20 protein-coding genes and 1 pseudogene are annotated in these 16,621 nt (G+C 62.4%); 10 read left to right on the top strand and 11 right to left on the bottom strand.

Annotated elements, in window-relative coordinates; genetic code table 11:
- Positions 1-194 precede the first annotated feature (194 nt).
- The 4 genes from BHD06_RS20175 to BHD06_RS20160 form a co-directional block, all read right to left on the bottom strand.
- Positions 195-944 (bottom strand): DeoR/GlpR family DNA-binding transcription regulator, encoded by a 750-nt coding sequence (locus BHD06_RS20175; RefSeq protein ID WP_080458763.1) that lies wholly within the window; start codon positions 942-944, stop codon positions 195-197.
- On the bottom strand, positions 944-2,629 hold the full coding sequence (locus BHD06_RS20170) for an ABC transporter permease subunit (protein ID WP_080458762.1): 1,686 nt from the start codon (positions 2,627-2,629) through the stop codon (positions 944-946). Before BHD06_RS20170 ends, BHD06_RS20175 begins: the two co-directional genes overlap by 1 nt.
- Positions 2,626-3,660 (bottom strand): ABC transporter ATP-binding protein, encoded by a 1,035-nt coding sequence (locus BHD06_RS20165; RefSeq protein WP_080458761.1) that lies wholly within the window; start codon positions 3,658-3,660, stop codon positions 2,626-2,628. The genes BHD06_RS20170 and BHD06_RS20165 overlap by 4 nt, the downstream gene beginning before the upstream one ends.
- Positions 3,661-3,745: 85 nt before the next feature.
- Positions 3,746-4,753 (bottom strand): ABC transporter substrate-binding protein, encoded by a 1,008-nt coding sequence (locus BHD06_RS20160; RefSeq protein WP_080458766.1) that lies wholly within the window; start codon positions 4,751-4,753, stop codon positions 3,746-3,748.
- Between the two features lie 204 nt (positions 4,754-4,957).
- On the opposite strand from BHD06_RS20160, the gene hisN reads away from it, so the two are divergent.
- A complete protein-coding gene (gene hisN, locus BHD06_RS20155) occupies positions 4,958-5,764 on the top strand; it encodes a histidinol-phosphatase (RefSeq protein ID WP_080458760.1) in 807 nt (268 codons plus the stop codon).
- Between the two features lie 22 nt (positions 5,765-5,786).
- Here the strand turns inward: hisN and BHD06_RS20150 are convergent, their stop codons facing one another.
- The 6 genes and pseudogenes from BHD06_RS20150 to BHD06_RS20130 all read right to left on the bottom strand — a co-directional run bounded on the left by BHD06_RS20150 (position 5,787) and on the right by BHD06_RS20130 (position 9,344).
- The gene (locus BHD06_RS20150) at positions 5,787-5,987 is read right to left on the bottom strand and encodes a hypothetical protein (protein ID WP_139784811.1); all 201 of its coding nucleotides are present in this window, start codon (positions 5,985-5,987) and stop codon (positions 5,787-5,789) included.
- A gap of 142 nt (positions 5,988-6,129) precedes the next feature.
- The gene (locus tag BHD06_RS20145; RefSeq protein ID WP_080458758.1) at positions 6,130-6,627 is read right to left on the bottom strand and encodes a hypothetical protein; all 498 of its coding nucleotides are present in this window, start codon (positions 6,625-6,627) and stop codon (positions 6,130-6,132) included.
- A complete protein-coding gene (locus BHD06_RS24530) occupies positions 6,618-7,097 on the bottom strand; it encodes a hypothetical protein (RefSeq protein ID WP_254892516.1) in 480 nt (159 codons plus the stop codon). The genes BHD06_RS20145 and BHD06_RS24530 overlap by 10 nt, the downstream gene beginning before the upstream one ends.
- A gap of 4 nt (positions 7,098-7,101) precedes the next feature.
- Complete coding sequence (locus BHD06_RS24525; protein ID WP_254892515.1) at positions 7,102-7,857, bottom strand: phage terminase family protein; 756 nt, start codon at positions 7,855-7,857, stop codon at positions 7,102-7,104.
- Positions 7,858-8,305: 448 nt separating this feature from the next.
- A pseudogene (locus BHD06_RS24520) lies at positions 8,306-8,478 on the bottom strand (IS110 family transposase); the annotation flags it as partial.
- Positions 8,472-9,344 (bottom strand): LysR family transcriptional regulator, encoded by an 873-nt coding sequence (locus tag BHD06_RS20130; protein WP_080458757.1) that lies wholly within the window; start codon positions 9,342-9,344, stop codon positions 8,472-8,474. The pseudogene BHD06_RS24520 and the gene BHD06_RS20130, both read right to left, overlap by 7 nt.
- A gap of 126 nt (positions 9,345-9,470) precedes the next feature.
- Here BHD06_RS20130 and BHD06_RS20125 point away from each other — a divergent pair, with 126 nt between their 5' ends.
- The 8 genes from BHD06_RS20125 to BHD06_RS20100 all read left to right on the top strand — a co-directional run bounded on the left by BHD06_RS20125 (position 9,471) and on the right by BHD06_RS20100 (position 15,148).
- Positions 9,471-10,418, top strand: a complete 948-nt coding sequence (locus BHD06_RS20125; protein ID WP_080458756.1) for a tripartite tricarboxylate transporter substrate binding protein — start codon at positions 9,471-9,473, stop codon at positions 10,416-10,418.
- Positions 10,415-10,930 carry a tripartite tricarboxylate transporter TctB family protein gene (locus tag BHD06_RS20120; protein WP_080458755.1) on the top strand — a complete coding sequence of 172 codons (516 nt, stop codon included), beginning with the start codon at positions 10,415-10,417 and terminating at the stop codon, positions 10,928-10,930. The genes BHD06_RS20125 and BHD06_RS20120 overlap by 4 nt, the downstream gene beginning before the upstream one ends.
- A 1-nt stretch (position 10,931) precedes the next feature.
- Complete coding sequence (locus BHD06_RS20115) at positions 10,932-12,449, top strand: tripartite tricarboxylate transporter permease (RefSeq protein ID WP_080458754.1); 1,518 nt, start codon at positions 10,932-10,934, stop codon at positions 12,447-12,449.
- On the top strand, positions 12,433-14,022 hold the full coding sequence (locus BHD06_RS20110; protein ID WP_080458753.1) for a gamma-glutamyltransferase family protein: 1,590 nt from the start codon (positions 12,433-12,435) through the stop codon (positions 14,020-14,022). The genes BHD06_RS20115 and BHD06_RS20110 overlap by 17 nt, the downstream gene beginning before the upstream one ends.
- 100 nt (positions 14,023-14,122) lie before the next feature.
- Entirely contained in the window at positions 14,123-14,323 is a 201-nt protein-coding gene (locus tag BHD06_RS24515; RefSeq protein WP_254892513.1) for a hypothetical protein, read from the top strand.
- Between the two features lie 31 nt (positions 14,324-14,354).
- Positions 14,355-14,534: a bile acid:sodium symporter gene (locus BHD06_RS24510; RefSeq protein WP_254892512.1), complete on the top strand. Its 180-nt coding sequence runs from the start codon at positions 14,355-14,357 to the stop codon at positions 14,532-14,534.
- Positions 14,531-14,662 (top strand): bile acid:sodium symporter, encoded by a 132-nt coding sequence (locus tag BHD06_RS24505; RefSeq protein WP_303245699.1) that lies wholly within the window; start codon positions 14,531-14,533, stop codon positions 14,660-14,662. The genes BHD06_RS24510 and BHD06_RS24505 overlap by 4 nt, the downstream gene beginning before the upstream one ends.
- Positions 14,663-14,929: 267 nt before the next feature.
- Entirely contained in the window at positions 14,930-15,148 is a 219-nt protein-coding gene (locus BHD06_RS20100) for a hypothetical protein (RefSeq protein WP_376764868.1), read from the top strand.
- On the opposite strand, the gene BHD06_RS20095 is transcribed toward BHD06_RS20100, so the two are convergent.
- Positions 15,130-15,600, bottom strand: coding sequence for a DUF3576 domain-containing protein (locus BHD06_RS20095; protein ID WP_080458752.1), 471 nt, complete (start codon positions 15,598-15,600; stop codon positions 15,130-15,132). The genes BHD06_RS20100 and BHD06_RS20095 overlap by 19 nt on opposite strands.
- A gap of 145 nt (positions 15,601-15,745) precedes the next feature.
- On the opposite strand from BHD06_RS20095, the gene BHD06_RS20090 reads away from it, so the two are divergent.
- Entirely contained in the window at positions 15,746-16,399 is a 654-nt protein-coding gene (locus tag BHD06_RS20090; protein WP_080458751.1) for a YggS family pyridoxal phosphate-dependent enzyme, read from the top strand.
- Positions 16,400-16,621: the final 222 nt, after the last annotated feature.

The raw sequence follows: 16,621 nt of genomic DNA, 5'->3' as shown, positions 1-16,621 counted from the left end.
CCTGTCATCAGATTGAGAAACCCCAATCGTCAAACAGGTCAGCCAAATTACAAAATGCGCGCCGTCAGGATCGATTCAATACGCCAGCCACAAGCGCCATTGCCGCGCGAGCGGCTTCGTCCTTCCGTCGCCCTCTGCTCGAACGGAGCCAGCGGCCCTCACGGTTGAGCTCAGGCCTTCGGCAAATGATGTGGTCAGACGATCTCGACCCCCGCCGTTCGAAACCCGTCGAGCTGTGCGTCGGACGCGGCTCGGTTTGTCACGAGCGTTCCGATCATCTCCACCTCCCATGAACGCACTCGGGTGGTGCCTCCCAGCTTGGAATGATCCGCCAGCACGACCGCCCGACCTGCCTGCGCTGCCATTGCGGCAGATATTTCGGCCTCTTGCAGGTCGTAGAAATATGTCCCCTTCTCGGGATGCAGAGCCACCGGCGCGGAAAAGCACAGATCCACCTCGAAACGCCGGATTTCCGAAAGGGTCAGTTCGCCCACCGTGGCGGGCACGTCAGCTGCCATCCGACCGCCCAGAAGGAGTACATCCATGTTTGCGGCCTGTAGCGTCGTGGCGATATCCAGCGAATTTGTTATCACCGACGCCCCGGGCACCTTCGCAAGCTCTCGGGCGAACACGGCAGTGGTCGACCCGGCATCCACCATGATCGTTTGCCCCGGCTGGATCAGGCCGACCGCTTTCTTCGCGATCACGGACTTGGCCCGGATCTGGCTCTTCATGCGCTTTTGAAACGGATCCTCTGTCCGCGCCTCGGGCAGAACCGCACCGCCATGCACCCGCGCTACCTTTCCCGCCTCTTCAAGGTCGAGTAGGTCGCGTCGGACGGTTTCGCGCGACACGCCCAACATCCCGGCCAAATCGTTTGCGCTGACCTGCTGGTTGGCCGCCAGCATCGACACGATCCGTTGATGACGCTCCTTCGCCCACATCAGGTCGACCCCTTGTTTCCGGCACGCCGTCGCAACAGCGCCAGTGTCACTTTCATAGACAGGACGGCCAAGCAGACAACCCCCATGACGCAGGTCGAGAAGGCCGCTGCCTGCGAGGTCAGCCCGGCATCGTCCAACCGCATGATCGTCACGGCGGCCACGCTCAGGTCCGGTGTTGTCAGGAAGACGACCGCCGACAGTGTCACCATGGAGCGCATGAAGAGAAAAAAGAAAACCGACACCAGCATCGGCGCGATGAAAGGCGCCACGATGTCCCGTGCCGTCCTGCCCAGCCCGGCACCAAGACTATTGGCTGCTTCCTCCAGTGCCAGGGGCAGCTGGCGGAAACCGGTCATCAGCGTCAGGAAGCCTTGTGTGTGGTAGTGATAGAAATTGACGATCGCGATCAGCGCGGCAGTACCGTAGAGCAGGTAAAGCGGCGTCGCCGTGGAATTGAACGTCAGGATATAGGCCAGACCCAGAACCATGCCTGGTACAGCCGCCGGCATCGCGGCCAGGATCTGGATCGGTTGCGCCACTGCCTTGGGCAGGCGTCGCAGACCAAGACCCAGAAGGAAAACCGCGACGGTCCCGCCCGCTGCGGCAGCCAGCGAGATCACGATCGTTATCCAAAGCGATGAATACCCGCCCGCCAGCGTGATATCGTAATGCTTGGGCGACAGCGCCATGTTGTAAGGCCATAGTGTGACGAAGCTGGCATAGACCACGATCCCGATAACCGAAACGATCCCGGCACAGATCAGCAATGACAGCGCCGCCATGCTGATGTCACGCAGCGGAGCAAAGCTGGGCCGATAGGGCTCCTGCCCGGTGATTTGTCCGGCCTGCTGCCGTTTCATCGCCTGCCGCTCGATACTGTAGGAGATCACCGTGGGCAAAAGCAGCATGATGCCAACCACGGCACCCATATTGAAGTTTCGCTGTCCCACGACCTGGCTGTAGATCTCGGTCGCCAACACCGAGTAATCGCCGCCGATTACCGCCGCGTTGCCGAAATCGGTTATGGTGATGGTAAAGCAGACGAACGCTGCGTTCAGGATACCGAACCGCGCGGCGGGCAAGGTCAGGTCGCGGAACTGCCGCCACGGCGGCGCTCCCATGACCTCGGCGGCCTCGTAGGTGCGGGCGTCCAAGAGCACCAACGCCGCGCCGATGATCATCACTGCCTGTGGCAGCGCGTAGAGGGTGTTCGCGATCAACAGGCCCCAGAACCCATAAATCTCGATTTCGACCCCAAGCGCGCGACTGATAACGCCGTTGCGGCCCAGCAGGAAGATCAGCCCGAGCGCCTGTACCAGCGAGGGGGCCAGCAGGGGCAGGACTATGATGCTGCGTATCAGCCACTTGCCGCGAAATGCACAGCGGTAAAGGCCATGCGCGATGATGAACCCGAGGAACACACTCAGCGCGGTGGTCGCGCCCCCCATCGCCAGCGAATGCCGCGTGGCCCGCCAGAACCCGGATGAGCCCAGCACTTCTGTGTAATTGCCCAACCCATAATTCTCGCCAACGGTGATCGAGCGCAGGAATACGATCACCATCGGGTAGGCGAAGAACAGGATCAGGCCCAGCAGCGCCAACCCGATGCAAGCCAGCGTCAGCAGGCGATCGGCGTCAATTCGGCGGCGCATACGGGCGCGGGATGACGTCTCGGCGAGGCTCATGCCGAGACCGCCTCGGTTCCTGCAGTGTCGTCAACGACCCATGTGCAGGTTTCGGGTGCGATGCTTAGCTCAACGCGGTCGCCCGGGTGATATGGACTGCCGCCATGCGTTTCGACCAAAAGCGTCCCGGCGGGGCTTTCCACTTCCAGGCGCCGCAGGTTGCCCAGGAAACTGATGCTCCGGACGACGGCCGCACCGGTTTCGGAAGGGGTCACCTCGATCTGCTCGGGTCGGATACAGGCAAGATAGCTGTCCTGAGACGCGGGACGAGTAGACAACAGGTCGGGAAAATGCTGCGCGACCGTGTCTGCAGAGAGCAGGTTACTGATCCCCATGAACTCCGCTACAAAGCGCGTAGCGGGTCGGTGGTATAGATCTTCCGGTGTCCCCGCCTGCACCACGACCCCGTGGTTCATGCAGATGATCTTATCGGCCAGCGCCAGCGCTTCTTCCTGATCATGTGTTACCATCAGCGTTGGTATGCCCAGCGAGCGCTGCACCTGTCTGATCTCGTCGCGCAGCACCGAGCGGACCTTGGCATCGAGCGCCGATAGCGGCTCGTCGAGCAACAGGACGAGCGGATCCACGGCAATGGCCCGCGCCAGCGCGATGCGCTGTTGCTGGCCGCCTGACAGTTGCCCCGGCAGGTTATCGGCCACCTGAGGCAGTTTAACCAGCGCTAGCAACTCCTGCACCCGTGCGGCGATGTCGTCTTTTCGAACGCCCCGGATCTTCAGGCCATAACCGATATTCTCGGCCACCGTCATATTCGGAAAGAGTGAGTATGACTGGAACACGATCCCGAACCCTCGCTTGCGGGCCGGAAGATCCGAAAGAGTCGCGCCCTCCAGCGTGATCGTTCCACCGTCCAGTTCGGTCAGCCCTGCGATCAGCCGCAGCAAAGTCGTCTTGCCGCATCCCGACGGGCCCAGCAAGCAGACGAACTCGCCTTTCTCGATCTCGATCGACACTCGGTCGAGCGCGGTGAAATCGCCGTAGGTCTTTGTGGCGTCGCGGACGGTCAGGTACATGTGGGGCGTGCTTTCTCGTTCGTTAGGGAGGTTCGCGACCGGCCCGTCAAGTGTCGGGGCGGCCAAAGCCGCCCCAGTCTCGGGCTCAGCGCCCGAATTTTTCTTTCCACTGATCTTTTACGGCCGTCTGATCCTCCGCCGCCTTGATGAAATCCACATCCGCCAGGATCGTCGAGATGTCAGCCGGAAGGCCAGCTTTCTCGGCCGCCTCCGACGCATCGACACCCGGCACGGTGATCAGTGCCTTGTAGGCCTGGTAAAGGCCGATCGCCTCATCAGACATGGTCCAGTCAAGGAAGGCTTTCGCAGCGTCCTTGTTGTCCGAGCTTGCCATCAGGCCCGACGCTTCCAACTCGTAGCCCACGCCACCCTCGGGAAAGACCATCGCCAGCGGGTAGCCTTCCTCGATCGACTGCATCGCGGTGAATGCCAGCGAAATGCCGACGGTATATTCACCCACGCGGGCTGATTTGCATGGTTTTGAACCCGAAGAGGTGTATTGCGCCATGTTGGGATCGACCGCTTCCAGCTGTGCCCAGCCGGCCTCTTCGCCCATGCTTTGCAGCACGGCGTTGACGTGCAGGTAGCCGGTGCCCGAGGAGTTCGGATCGGGCATCAGGATCTCGTCCTTGAATTCCGGGGCTTCCAGGTCGGCCCAGCTCGACGGCATCGGCAGGCCCTTTTCCTCGAGCCGTGCGGTGTTCACGCAGAAGGCGCCCATATAGCCGATGGGGGCGAACCACTTGCCGTCGCCACTGCGGAATTTCTCGGGCAGCACGTCGGAGCCGGCGGCCTCGTAGGGTTCCAGCATTTCCAGGATCTGCGGGTCCATCATCGCACTGACGGCCCAACCCCAGATCACGTCAGCCTGCGGATTCTCGGCTTCGGCCAGCAGCCGCGCACCGAGCTTGCCAGTGGACAAGCGCAGGACATTGATCTCGGTGTCTGGCATGGCGGCCTGTGCCGCTTCCACGTAGGCCGCGATTTCTTCTTCCTCGAGGGCGGTGTAGACGGTCAGTTCATCGGCCAGCGACGGTGCGGCAAGGCAAAGCGCCGCGATCGACAGCGCGGTGGTCTGTGTCCAGGTTTTCATGATGATCTCCTTGTTGGTTCGGTTCTGTTGGTCCGGCCTGTATCCGGAAGACTGCAGACCCTTGCGATGGTCCGTTCTGGTGCCCGACATGGAATTCGAGTCTGGGGTTATTTGTGTAGTCTTGCATTTTTGCGGCATTTGTCTACGATAAATTTCTAAAGCGTACGTTCGCGGCCCGCCGTTCCCCGCATTTGAGGAAAAGTCATGCAGTCTCTCTCGACCTTTCCGGAAACTGACCGGCTCGCACAGTTCGCTGAAGGTTTGGCTGACGTTACGGACGCCATGGCCATGACCTACTTCCGCAAGCCGCTGGAAATCGAGGCAAAGGAAGACGCCTCGCCAGTCACGCAAGCCGACCGCGCCATCGAGGCCGAAATGCGCCGACAGATCATGCAAGCGTTCCCGACCCACGGCATTCTGGGAGAGGAACAGGAGAGCGCGCGACTGGAGGCCTCGCTCATCTGGGTCATCGACCCGATTGATGGAACCAAGAGCTTCATGTCCGGTATGCCCACCTTCGGCACGCTGATCGCCTGCGTCTCCGATGGCACGCCAGAACTCGGGGTGATCTCGATTCCGCCTACCGGCGAACGCTGGACCGGCCAGCGCGGCCAGCGCACAACACTCAACGGCACGCCCTGCCAGACCAGTGGGCGAACGGCCCTGGGCGAAGCGATCCTCTACACGACCAGCCCGGACAGTTTCGACGCCGCTGGACTGGCGCAGTTTGAGAAGCTATCGGAAAAGGCTGCCATGCGACGGTTCGGCGGCGATTGCTATGGCTACGGTCTTTTGGCCGCGGGCCATGTTGACTTGCTGTTCGAGATGGACTTGCACCCCTATGACTACATGGCGCTCATCCCGGTGATCGAAGGGGCGGGTGGTGTGATCACCGACTGGCAAGGCGAGCCTCTCACATTGGCATCGGACGGCAAGGTTATCGCCGCCGCCAGCGCTTCCCTGCACGCAGAGGCCCTGGCTGTTCTGGCGGCAACACCATCCTCCCCATGACCTGCGCAAGCAAGTTGGAATGTTATTGGCCGCAGAAGCCGCTTGCGGCGAAAGGCTGGTCCAAGCCCTCAGCTGACAAATCTATAAAGAGCATGCGCTTCTCCTGATCATCAATATCGAACGTCAGGTTCTTCAAGTAGAGCTGCCATTTGATCAAACCGCAGCGAAAGACCGCTCTCTGAAGGTTTTTCGATGTGGGCTGCGGCACAAGGGTGGCGGCCATGAGGTGGCGGCCCACGTTGACAAACCTCGGAAGGAGGAAGCCGCGGGGGTCAGGGCCCTTCACTGGCCCAAGATCGTTGCGGGGTTTCGTCGAGAGGACCCCGCAACGATCAGACAGCCTGGCTTGATGGCTGCCTGCATCTTTAATTCGCGCTGATCGACGCACGCATCCGAGCCCAGGATCTCGCGGCCGCATCACCGTCCGCCAATGCTCGATAGGATGCGCCGGCGGCTTCACTGAAATTACCGAAATGCGTCCCGATCCCCAGAGGACGGATTTGATCCTCGAAGAGCGCCAACCAGTCTGGGTGCACAAGCCAGCTCTTGCCGGGCTTTGTGGCGTCCAGCGGCGTGACATTCGCAATTGAATACTCAACCCCGCCAATGGTCAGCCGATCCGCCAAGTTCGGCACAATGTCCAAGCCCTCGACAGACACCAGCACCCGCAGGTCATTCGCCTGAATAAGCGTCCCGTCGCGGTGCTCCTGTTCATAGGCCACCACGGCCACGGTTGCCGTGTGATATGTCGGTTCGCCCGGTTCCGGTGCCCAAGGCGTTCCACCGTCTGCACCGGGCCGAGCAAACGTGCCCATCTGCCCGAACCTCTTGATAATCCGCGATGCCGTTTCGATCATGCCCATGCCATGCGCCCCCCTGAGATTGCGGGCGCGCGTTTCATGCGCTGCCCCTGAGCGACGGCCACAAAGGTCGCGGCCACGGGGTCCACCCGCCCCGTGCTACGTCCAGCCGCCAATTTATGATTGCCCGCCGGGTCCACCAGCGTGATCGCGCCCGCGAACGCAGAGCGCAGCAAGAGCGACGGCACCGTGCGCACCTGCCCCTCGAACACCGCGCGCCGGGTCCGCTCTATGTCCTCAGAGCCGTCTTTCCATCCGAACCCGCGCCAGATGAACGGCACCCGATCAAGGCCAGCATCCCGCAGGGCTTCCAAAAACTCAGCATGGCGGAACCTGTCACCCGCGATTGCCGCCGGGGCCTGCCCGTTCAACCGCTCGACAACGCTGGCAAGGAACCGGCCAACGGGCACGGTCGTGTCACCCATCTTCACCAGTTCGCCCCGGTCGGACATTTCGACATAGCGATGCGACACGCCGTCAGCTTGGCCACGATCCGCAAGGCCCGGATTGCAGGGGAAGGCCCCCACACATTCCAACCGGCCCGTCACGCCGGGGCAGATCATCGGGGGCCACCTCGCAGGCAAGCCATTCGTCCACCGTCAGCAGCACCGAACGGTTATCAGACGCCACCCGCTCATTCCGATTGAGGTTGCGGAAACTGGACAGGGCAGAGCCGCCCCGCGCAATCGCCCGCCGCGCCTGAGCCGTCAGCCATTCCGCAGACGGCCCGATGCCCTCAGCCGCGCCGGGATTGGCCACCAGAAGGCTTGCCAGATCGTCAGGGGGCAATCCGGGGTCCGGGCGATGTTCCTGCACATAGGTGCCGGGGGGCGGCTCATCTAACCAGCGGCTAAACGTGTTCGCATCATCCGGCGCACTGGTGCTGATAATCAGGGCGCGGCCATCCCGCTTGCCCAGACCGGACAGGACAGCGTTTTCCAACGCATCGCCCTTTTCTCTTTCCCAAGCGGCCCGCTCATCAAGGATTGCCAGCGTCGGGGCACCGCCAAGAATGGACTTGCCATCCGCCGCGATAACCCGTGCCAGACCGCCGCCATTCTCAGCCGTTTCCACTTCCAGCTTAGAGCCGCGCCGGATCGTGAATTGCTCTTGCTCATCCTCTGGCAAGCCCTCGATGAACCCCAAGAGGAACCCGAAAGCCGTCTTGGCTTGGTCGCGGTTGCGCGCCGCAAAGATGATTTCGCGCTTGGGCTGGGGGGCAATCTTGCCCATGAGATGCCCCCCAGAGCGCATCACGCAGCTCGAAGAGCGTGATATCCGGATCCTGCGCGATCAGTTCCTCGAAAAACGGCCGGTAAGGTGCCAGCTTGCCGCGGCCTCACGGACGACCTTGAGGCGCAGGATCGGCATGGCCGCGCGTCCGGATCATCTGTGCCCATCTTGCGCCCGTGGCCGGCGAAAGCTTCAGCCGCAACGCCGCTGCTCGTCCACTCAAACCCTCTCCGATATACCGTTGAAACCGCGCCCGGAGCGCCTTCGGCAATGGTGCTGACATGATCCATCCTCCCAAACAGAAGGAATCACAGCCAGCACAGCCGAGGCCCCCCCCGATTCAAGTTTTTGCAGAAATGCTTTAGACCCCATGATCGCGGTGTGAGCTGACTGGTTCGGTGGTCTCTCCCGCGGCATTCTTCGTTCGAAGGTCGCGCCGGATGGGCCCGCGCCAGTATGCCTTGGTCCAGCCCTTCTTCCCGGGATAGACGCAACCGTGGCGCAACAGGAAACCCTGCAGATGCTGGCGTGCCTTATTGAGCACCTTCATCGCGGTTGCCCGTGCCGGACCAGGTCGCGCATCGCTTCATGCGCCGCGTCCGGCATCCAGGCCGCTACAAGGCCGCACCACGCTCGGCAAGCTCTTTGCTCAGTGCGCCCAGTACTTCACTGCGGTCGGAATGCGGGCTGTGCACCAATCCCAGACGTCGGCGAATCGGCGGCGAGCCGAAGGGCAGCCAGCGCAGGCTGCCGGGAACGATATCCTGCAAAGTGACCGAGGGCACCACCGCGAAACCCAGCCCCACCTGCACACAGCCGATCACCGCCGCCATGGTATTGACGGTGATGATCTGCGCAGGCTCCGCGCCGAAACGGGCGATCTCGGTGTCGATCTGACGGGCGAGTGGAACGCGCGTTTGGTAGCGCACATAGGGCACTTGGTGCAGCACATCCTCGGTGGCGCGGGCGTCTATGCCGGGCGGGATCAGTAGGGCCAGAGGTTCATTCAGCACCTCGGTCCAGCGCAGGGTCAGCGGGACGGCAACGTGATCGGCGACCAGTGCGGTATCAAGCTGGCCCGCCGCGACCTCGCGCATCAATTCCTCCGACATGCCGATCCGCAGCCGAAACGAAAGGTCCGGGTAGCGCTCATGCAGGCTGGCGATTGCCACCGGCATCAGCGATTGCGCGCAGGTCCGCAGCGAGCCAATCGCCAGGGTGCCGCGCACTTCTCCACCTTCGGCAGCCGATTTCGCCGCATTGGCCAGTTGGAGGATGGTGCGGGCCGTCCGCACCATTTCGGCTCCTTTCGAGGTCAGCGCCGGCGGCCGCCGCGAGCGGTCAAACAGCGTGGCTCCAAGTTCCTGTTCAAGCGCGACAACCTGTTGGCTCACCGCCGAGGCGGTGAGGTTGACGGCCCGCGAAGCCGCAGCAAAGCCGCCGTGGTGTACGATTGCCAGGAGAGTTTCGAGTTGCCGGGTGTCCATGCCATAAGTTAAGATTTTCTTGCTTTGATGGCAAGAAATACGCGCTTTTTTACTGTTTCTCTTCTGTTAAGGTTCGGCCCCATAACCAGATCCGGGCGAATGCGCTCATCATGAGGGAGATATTGAATGTTTTTTCGTACGGGCTTTGCTGCCCTTTGCGCCGCTGCCACCCTGAGCGCTGCGCCACTGGCCGCGCAGGGCTACCCCGAACGCCCAGTTGAGTTCATTGTGCCTTGGTCGCCCGGTGGCGGCTCGGACACGCTGATGCGTCTGGTCGCGGGCAATATCGAGCCGCATCTGGGCGTCGAACTGCCGATCATCAACATGCCGGGTGTCGGCGGTACCGTGGGTCTGCGCGAAGCCTCGCGCCGCAAGGCCGACGGCTATACCATCAGCCAGGTCCACGAAGGATTGCTGGTGGCGACAGAGACCGGCATCACCGATCTGGCATGGGACGATTTTGAGCCGATCGCGCTGATGACCGCCTCGCCACAGTATCTCGTTGTGCACCCCACCGACGACTATGGTAATTTCGAAGAATTCGTCAGCTACGCCAAGGAAAACCCCGGTGAGATCACCATCGGCGTGACTCTGGGTGGTGTGCCGCACCTGCATGCGGCGATGATCGAGCAGGCCTTTGACATTCAGTTCTCCTATGTCGGCTATGAAGGCACTGGCGAGCGTGTCCGCGCGCTGGTTGGCGGCAATCTCGACGCAGCGATCGGCGACATTTCCTCTTCTTTGCAATTCGTCGAAAGCGGCGACCTTGCATTCCTCGCCGTCGGTTCGCCCGAGCGGGTCGAAGAAACACCGGATGTGCCGACCTTCATGGAACTGGGTGCTGATCTGGAACTGAACGTGACACGCGGCATCGTCATGCCCAAGGGCACCCCCCAGGAAGCGCGCGACAAGATGGAAGCGGCCCTGCAGGCACTGTCGCAGGACGAGACCTATGTCGAGCAGACCAACAATGCCGGCGCGTCGGTGATGTTCCGCGGCCAGGATGGCTACCACGCCTATCTTGAAAAGCTGGACGCGACTGTGAAGTCTCTGTCGCAGGTTCTCGCGCAGTGACCGACAAGGTGACGCCCCAAGCCCGTGCTCAGGAGGCGGGCGAAACAGCCCGCCTCCTGAGCTATATTCTCATTCTGCTCGCTTCGGCCGGGCTGTTTGTCACAGCCATGGCGATCCCGGCTTCCCGGTTCGAGAGCCTTGGTGCGGGGGCGTTTCCAAAGATGGTTTTTGGCGCCCTGATGCTAATGTCAGTGGTCGCAATCATTGACGCGCTACGCAAGTTGCCCAGTGCCGCCTATGGTCGGTTCGTGTGCGAGGCGGTTGCCTGGGCGCGCCGTCGCCATCTGATCTTCGTCGTTCTTGCGGCGCTTGGGGCCTATATCGTGGTGCTGCCCATGCTGGGCTTCTCCATCGCCAGCTTTGTTTTCATTTTCGGCCTCGAACTGGCGCTGATGCCGCGCGGATGGAAGACCCTGCTCATTGCGACCATCGTGGCCACCGTGTTCTCCTTTGGCCTGAACTGGCTTTTTGCCGAAGTGTTCAACGTGTTCCTGCCGCGGGGAGGCAACTGATATGGAAGATTTCCTTTCCGGGTTCTCCCAGATCTTCACCCTCTCGACGCTGACCTACATGCTGGCAGGCTCCATTGCGGGCATCATCGCGGCCGCGATTCCGGGTTTTACCGTGACCATGGCCATCGTGCTGACCCTGCCGCTGACCTTCTCGATGGAGCCCCTACAGGGCATCGCGGTGATGCTCTCGGTCTATGTCGGCGGCTATACCGGCGGCCTGATCTCGGCGGCACTTCTGGGTATCCCTGGCACGCCGTCCTCCGTCGCCACCACCTTCGACGCCTTCCCGATGGCGCGTCGAGGTGAGCCTGGGCGGGCGCTGTCGCTCGGGGTCTGGGCGTCGTTCTTTGGCACGATCCTGTCGACCATCGTGCTGATCGTCGCGGCTCCGCCGCTGGCGATGTTCGCGGTCAAACTGGGGCCGTGGGAGTATTTCTCGCTCATCGTCTTTGCCCTGACCATTGTGGCGAGCCTTGTGGGCGACAGCGTGATCCGTGGCATTCTTGCCGGGCTGATCGGGTTGGCGATCTCTACCGTGGGCGCAGATCCGATCATGGGCCGCCCGCGTTTCGACTTCGGTATCGAGATGCTGCAGGCAGGGCTGCCTTTCCTCGTGGTACTGATCGGCATTTTTGCGATCTCGCAGTTGGTTTCCGAAGTTGAGGATTCCATATCGGTCCGTTCCGGCAATGCGCTCGTCACTGGCACCATCGACTTCCAGACTTGGAAGGTGATGAAAGAGGTGCTGATGCGCCCGGTGAACCTGTTGCGGTCTTCGCTGGTCGGCGTGCTGATCGGTGCGCTGCCGGGCGCGGGCGGATCGATTGCCAACCTCGTCGCCTATGATCAGGCCAAACGCGCCTCCAAAACGCCCGAGGAGTTCGGCAACGGCAATCCCGACGGGGTCGTCGCCTCCGAGGCCGGCAACAGTGCCACCGCCGGCGGCGGGCTGATTCCGCTCATCGGGCTGGGCATTCCCGGCTCGGCCGTGGATGCGATTCTGATGGCCTCGCTTATGGTGCACGGAATTTCCGTGGGCCCGCGTCTGATCATGGATCACGGCGATCTGGTGTACGGCATGTTCATCGCCATGGCCGTGGCCTCATTGATGATGCTGGTGGTCTCGGTCCTGTCGATGCGGGTGTTCCTGCGCGTGGCGTCGGTGCCCAAATGGCTGATCGTGCCAGTGGTGATGACCTGCTGCGTCGTAGGTTCCTTCGCGCTGAATAACCGGGTTACCGATCTCTATCTGCTCGGGTTCATAGGGGTCGCGGGCTACACCTTGCGCGCCTTGGGCTACTCGCTGGCCCCCTTGGTGCTGGGCGTGATCCTTGGTCCCATTGCTGAGACCAACCTGCGTCGGGCACTGATGACTGACAGTGATCCGACGCTATTTCTCACGCGGCCCATCAGCCTGCTGTTTCTGGTGGCGGCTGTCTTATCCATCGGCTGGGCGGTGCGCGCCCATCTGAAGAAAAATTCCAAAACCGAGAGGACCGAAGATGCGTCTGCGTCATGATCCCGTCTACCCGTCCCGCCGTTCGCCTGTCTTGGCCGAGAACGTCGTCGCTACCTCACAGCCTCTGGCCACACAGGCCGGTCTGACGATCATGCAGCAGGGCGGCAACGCCGTTGACGCCGCGATTGCCACCGCTGCGGCGCTGACGATCGTCGAGCCCACGGGCAACGGTCTCGGCTCCGATGCCTTCTGTATCCTGTGGGACGGCGTGAAGCTGCACGGGCTGAACGCTTCGGGCCGCGCGCCTGCCGCATGGTCGCCTGAACGCTTCCCCGACGGCATGGTCCAATACGGCTGGGACAGCGTCACTGTGCCAGGCGCCGTCAGCGCCTGGGTCGAACTGTCAGAGAAATTCGGCAAACTCGGCCTCGCCACGGTGCTGGCGCCCGCAATCCGCTATGCCGAAGACGGGTTCATCGTCTCGCCCGTGATCGCGCGGCTCTGGGCCAAAGGGGCCGAGATACTGGGAAATCAGCCCGGCTTTGCCGAGACATTCATGCCGAACGGCCGCGCGCCCAAAGCGGGCGAGCGTTTCCGCAACCCCGGTGCCGCGCGCACCCTGCGCCTGATTGCCGAAACCAAGGGCCGCGCCTTCTACGAGGGCGAATTGGCCGAGGAGATCGCCGCCTTCGCCAAGGCCAACGGCGGCGCGATGACCACCGAGGATCTCGCCGCGCATACGCTAGACTGGTGCGGCACCGTCTCGCAGTCCTTCGACGATATGGAACTGCATGAGATTCCGCCGAACGGGCAGGGCATCGCCGCGCTGATGGCGCTTGGCATGTTGCACCACACCGACATCCGCGACGACGGGCCGGATGACCTCGCTGCCATTCACCTGCAGATCGAGGCCGTCAAACTCGCCTATGCCGATCTGCACGCTTTCGTAGCAGACCGGGATCACATGACCGAGGTGGACGAAACTGCACTGCTCGACCCCGACTACCTCAAGTCCCGCGCGGCTCTGATCTCTGCTGACAAGGCGCAGGACTTCGGCCCCGGCGCACCCAAACGCGGCGGCACCGTGCTGATGAGCACGGCCGACGCGGATGGCATGATGGTCAGCTTCATCCAGTCGAACTACGCGGGCTTCGGCTCCGGCGTGGTGGTGCCGGGCACTGGCATCTCGATGCAGAACCGTGGCTTCGGCTTCACCACCGAGAAAGGCCACCAGAACCAAGTGGCCGGCGGCAAGCGCCCGTTCCACACCATTATTCCAGGCTTTGCCATGAAAAACGGCGCGCCGCTGATGGCTTTCGGGATGATGGGCGGCCCGATTCAGGCGATGGGGCATCTGCAGCTGCTGCTGCGCACCCAGCTTTGGGAGCAGGACGTGCAGGTCGCCGCCGACGCGCCGCGCTGGCGCACTATTGAGGGGTTGGATGTGGCTTGTGAGGCGAGCATGGGCGAGACCCTGCTCAACGGCCTGCGCAAGCTGGGCCACCGCATTGTGGTCGAAGCTCCCGACAATGCCTTCGGTTTTGGCGGCGCACAACTGATTGCGCGCCTGCCCGAGGGTGGCTACATGGCCGGATCCGATCCGCGCAAGGATGGGCAAGCCGCCGGTTTTTGAATCCACGGAACGGCGGCCTTCTTGGTCGCCGGGCCGTCTTTGTTGCCCATCCTGTGGTGGTCGCATGTTTGTGGCCGCCGCCTTTTGTTCATGGTGTTTGATGCGTTTTCTTTCCAAGATCGGGGTCGATCTCTACATGCTCCTGCTGCTGGCCTCCGTTGGCTTTGGGCTATTGCTGTCGGCACAGGGAATGGTCGCGGATGTTCTGGGTCACGTGACCTTCTGGGCCGTGGCGTTTCTATTCTTCCTCCACGGCGCCAAGATCGACCCCCGTGCGATCCGTAACAGGCTGCTGAACTGACGCCTTCATCCGCCGTCACTGGAGTATGTGTATGAGAGTCGATCGCGGCTCAATCTTGCTGATCGTCTATTCGGCCTTCTCGGCCGGTACGATCTCCGGTCTCTGGGCCAGCGTGTCGGGTGCCGATCTGGCCATCATGTCGGGCGTAGTGGTCCTGTTTCTTGCGCTTGCTATGGGATCATGGTTTTTACCGGGAGAAGCTTTTGACTGAATGCACCGGACGGGACCGCGCTGTTCTATTGCGGTTCCACCAAAAGTCTCGCCTCGGGCCTGCCGATTGCGACAGCGCCATTCGCCCCTGAGACAGTCGGCGTAATTGTCTTGCCGTTGATGATTTAGGCACTGAGACGGCGCTGTCGCGCGATCTGCAGTGCACATCGCGGCGCGGCCTTATCCTTCCCTTGTGAAGCCAGAAAGTGACGTCATCGCGAGCCGGTCAGCCAATCGAGGCAATCCTGTGGATTTCCGAATCTAAGGTGATGCGATGACCAAGATGGCACTCACCGCGAACCGCGTTCGAGAGAGCTATAAGGAATATTTCCACAAACAGCGCACGAGGATATTTAACGCATCGGACAGAGAATACCTTTTCTTGGCGATGCCAATGTGCGCTCGGTCTGGCTGTGCTCGCGCAATGCCGCCATCGGGACTGTGGCAGTGATTCTGGCGGCCCTTGGGGTCTGGGGGGCGGTCTCTGGCTGGCCCGACCTGATCGTGGCCGGGATCATGGCGGGGCTCTTCGTTAATTCATCGGGTCAGATCATCCGACAATCGGGGCAAGAACGGCGCGGGGCCGCCGAGCAGGCTCAGAATCGGGCGGCCTGAATGCGCAGCTGCCGTGCGCGATTGAGGATGGCATCCTCGACGGCGCGCTCGGTGGCCGCGTCGACAGGGCCGCTGCGCGATTGCAGAGCCACGTTGAGCGCGCGCGCGTCGAGTGCAGGGTCGCTGATGAGCACCGTCGCCCGGTAGGCCTGACCGCCGCCTGGCGGCGTGCCAAAGCCCGTGGTGATCACGCCGGTGAAAGGATCGGCGGCCTCGACGGGCAGAAAGTCGAGAACCTGAAGCGAGGCGGTCCAGAGGAAGCGGTTTACCTTGACGGTATCGCCAGGACCGCGGAAGAGGTCCAATAGTGATCCGTCTCCGGGTGCGACCTCGCGTTCGCGCCCGCCCTTGACGCGCATCGCCTCGTTATCGAGGGTGGCATTCTCGCAGGCGGCAAGAAGGGCGAGGCACGCCACCATGAGGCTGGCCGATCTGATGCGCGAAAAGGTCATGATACCGTCCGGACTTGTTTCCCCCCTACTATCCAAGCCCGGCCACCGGGGCAAGCCGTTTGCGATGCACAGAGTCCTTGCACGCTTGTGCGAGCCGCTGCGGCTGTGGCATGTCACCAGCAAGGTACCGCACAGGAGGTTGTTCATGGGGCTGAAGGAAATCAACGCGCGCGTGCGTAGGGCTACCGAGGAGGCCGGGCGCGCGCCTGAGAGCGTGGAACTGATCGCCGTCTCCAAGGTGCAGCCGGACGCGCGGGTCGAGGCCGTGCTGCGGGAAGGCCACCGGGTGTTCGGCGAGAATCGGGTGCAGGAAGCGGCTGGCAAATGGCCGGGCTTTCGCGAGCGGTTCGAGGGGATCGCACTGCATCTGATCGGGCCCTTGCAGACCAACAAGGCGAGGCAGGCGATGGGACTGTTTCAGGCGATTCACTCGGTCGACCGCCCGAAGCTGGCGAGGACTCTGGCGTCGCTGGCGCAGGAGGCAGGCACCTGTCCAGAACTCTTCATTCAGGTCAATACCGGCGAGGAGCCGCAAAAGGCGGGGATCCTGCCTGCCGATACGGATGATTTCGTGGCCGAGTGCCGGGCGCTCGACCTGCCGGTGCGTGGCCTGATGTGTATCCCGCCGGTGGATGAAGAGCCGAGCCTGCATTTCGCGCTTCTGGCGAAGATGGCGGCGCGCAACGGGCTCGACGGGCTGTCGATGGGGATGAGCGGCGACTTCGAACAGGCGATCGCGCTTGGTGCGACGCATGTGCGGGTCGGGTCGGCGATTTTCGGAGAACGCGATTACGGGTAACCGGCGTTATCGGCAAGGGGGCGTGGTGATGGTTCTGGCCTGAAGCTGTCGTTGCTGTGAGCCGCGCCATTGCCAGTCCGTGGGGGTGGCCTGGCGATGGCGCGGCGGCCTCCGGCCTTGTTCCGCGCCGGGTCTGTCGAACCAAGGTCGGCTCAAGGCCAGAGCTTTCCTTTACGACAGTCCCCACAAAGAGTTGGAATAATGGAACAGGTGCAAACCAGC

The sequence above is a fragment of the Roseovarius sp. A-2 genome (assembly GCF_002072155.1).
Classification (GTDB): domain Bacteria; phylum Pseudomonadota; class Alphaproteobacteria; order Rhodobacterales; family Rhodobacteraceae; genus Roseovarius.
This window is presented reverse-complemented; position numbering and strand designations above follow the sequence as displayed.

Bases quoted from the DNA above. Each gene is read 5' to 3' on its own strand.
- BHD06_RS20175 (WP_080458763.1), bottom strand. From the start codon at position 944: ATGTGGGCGAAGGAGCGTCATCAACGGATCGTGTCGATGCTGGCGGCC.
- BHD06_RS20170 (WP_080458762.1), bottom strand. From the start codon at position 2,629: ATGAGCCTCGCCGAGACGTCATCCCGCGCCCGTATGCGCCGCCGAATT.
- BHD06_RS20165 (WP_080458761.1), bottom strand. From the start codon at position 3,660: ATGTACCTGACCGTCCGCGACGCCACAAAGACCTACGGCGATTTCACC.
- BHD06_RS20160 (WP_080458766.1), bottom strand. From the start codon at position 4,753: ATGAAAACCTGGACACAGACCACCGCGCTGTCGATCGCGGCGCTTTGC.
- hisN (WP_080458760.1), top strand. From the start codon at position 4,958: ATGCAGTCTCTCTCGACCTTTCCGGAAACTGACCGGCTCGCACAGTTC.
- BHD06_RS20150 (WP_139784811.1), bottom strand. From the start codon at position 5,987: ATGGCCGCCACCCTTGTGCCGCAGCCCACATCGAAAAACCTTCAGAGA.
- BHD06_RS20145 (WP_080458758.1), bottom strand. From the start codon at position 6,627: ATGGGCATGATCGAAACGGCATCGCGGATTATCAAGAGGTTCGGGCAG.
- BHD06_RS24525 (WP_254892515.1), bottom strand. From the start codon at position 7,857: ATGGGCAAGATTGCCCCCCAGCCCAAGCGCGAAATCATCTTTGCGGCG.
- BHD06_RS20130 (WP_080458757.1), bottom strand. From the start codon at position 9,344: ATGGACACCCGGCAACTCGAAACTCTCCTGGCAATCGTACACCACGGC.
- BHD06_RS20125 (WP_080458756.1), top strand. From the start codon at position 9,471: ATGTTTTTTCGTACGGGCTTTGCTGCCCTTTGCGCCGCTGCCACCCTG.
- BHD06_RS20115 (WP_080458754.1), top strand. From the start codon at position 10,932: ATGGAAGATTTCCTTTCCGGGTTCTCCCAGATCTTCACCCTCTCGACG.
- BHD06_RS20110 (WP_080458753.1), top strand. From the start codon at position 12,433: ATGCGTCTGCGTCATGATCCCGTCTACCCGTCCCGCCGTTCGCCTGTC.
- BHD06_RS24515 (WP_254892513.1), top strand. From the start codon at position 14,123: ATGCGTTTTCTTTCCAAGATCGGGGTCGATCTCTACATGCTCCTGCTG.
- BHD06_RS24510 (WP_254892512.1), top strand. From the start codon at position 14,355: ATGAGAGTCGATCGCGGCTCAATCTTGCTGATCGTCTATTCGGCCTTC.
- BHD06_RS20095 (WP_080458752.1), bottom strand. From the start codon at position 15,600: ATGACCTTTTCGCGCATCAGATCGGCCAGCCTCATGGTGGCGTGCCTC.
- BHD06_RS20090 (WP_080458751.1), top strand. From the start codon at position 15,746: ATGGGGCTGAAGGAAATCAACGCGCGCGTGCGTAGGGCTACCGAGGAG.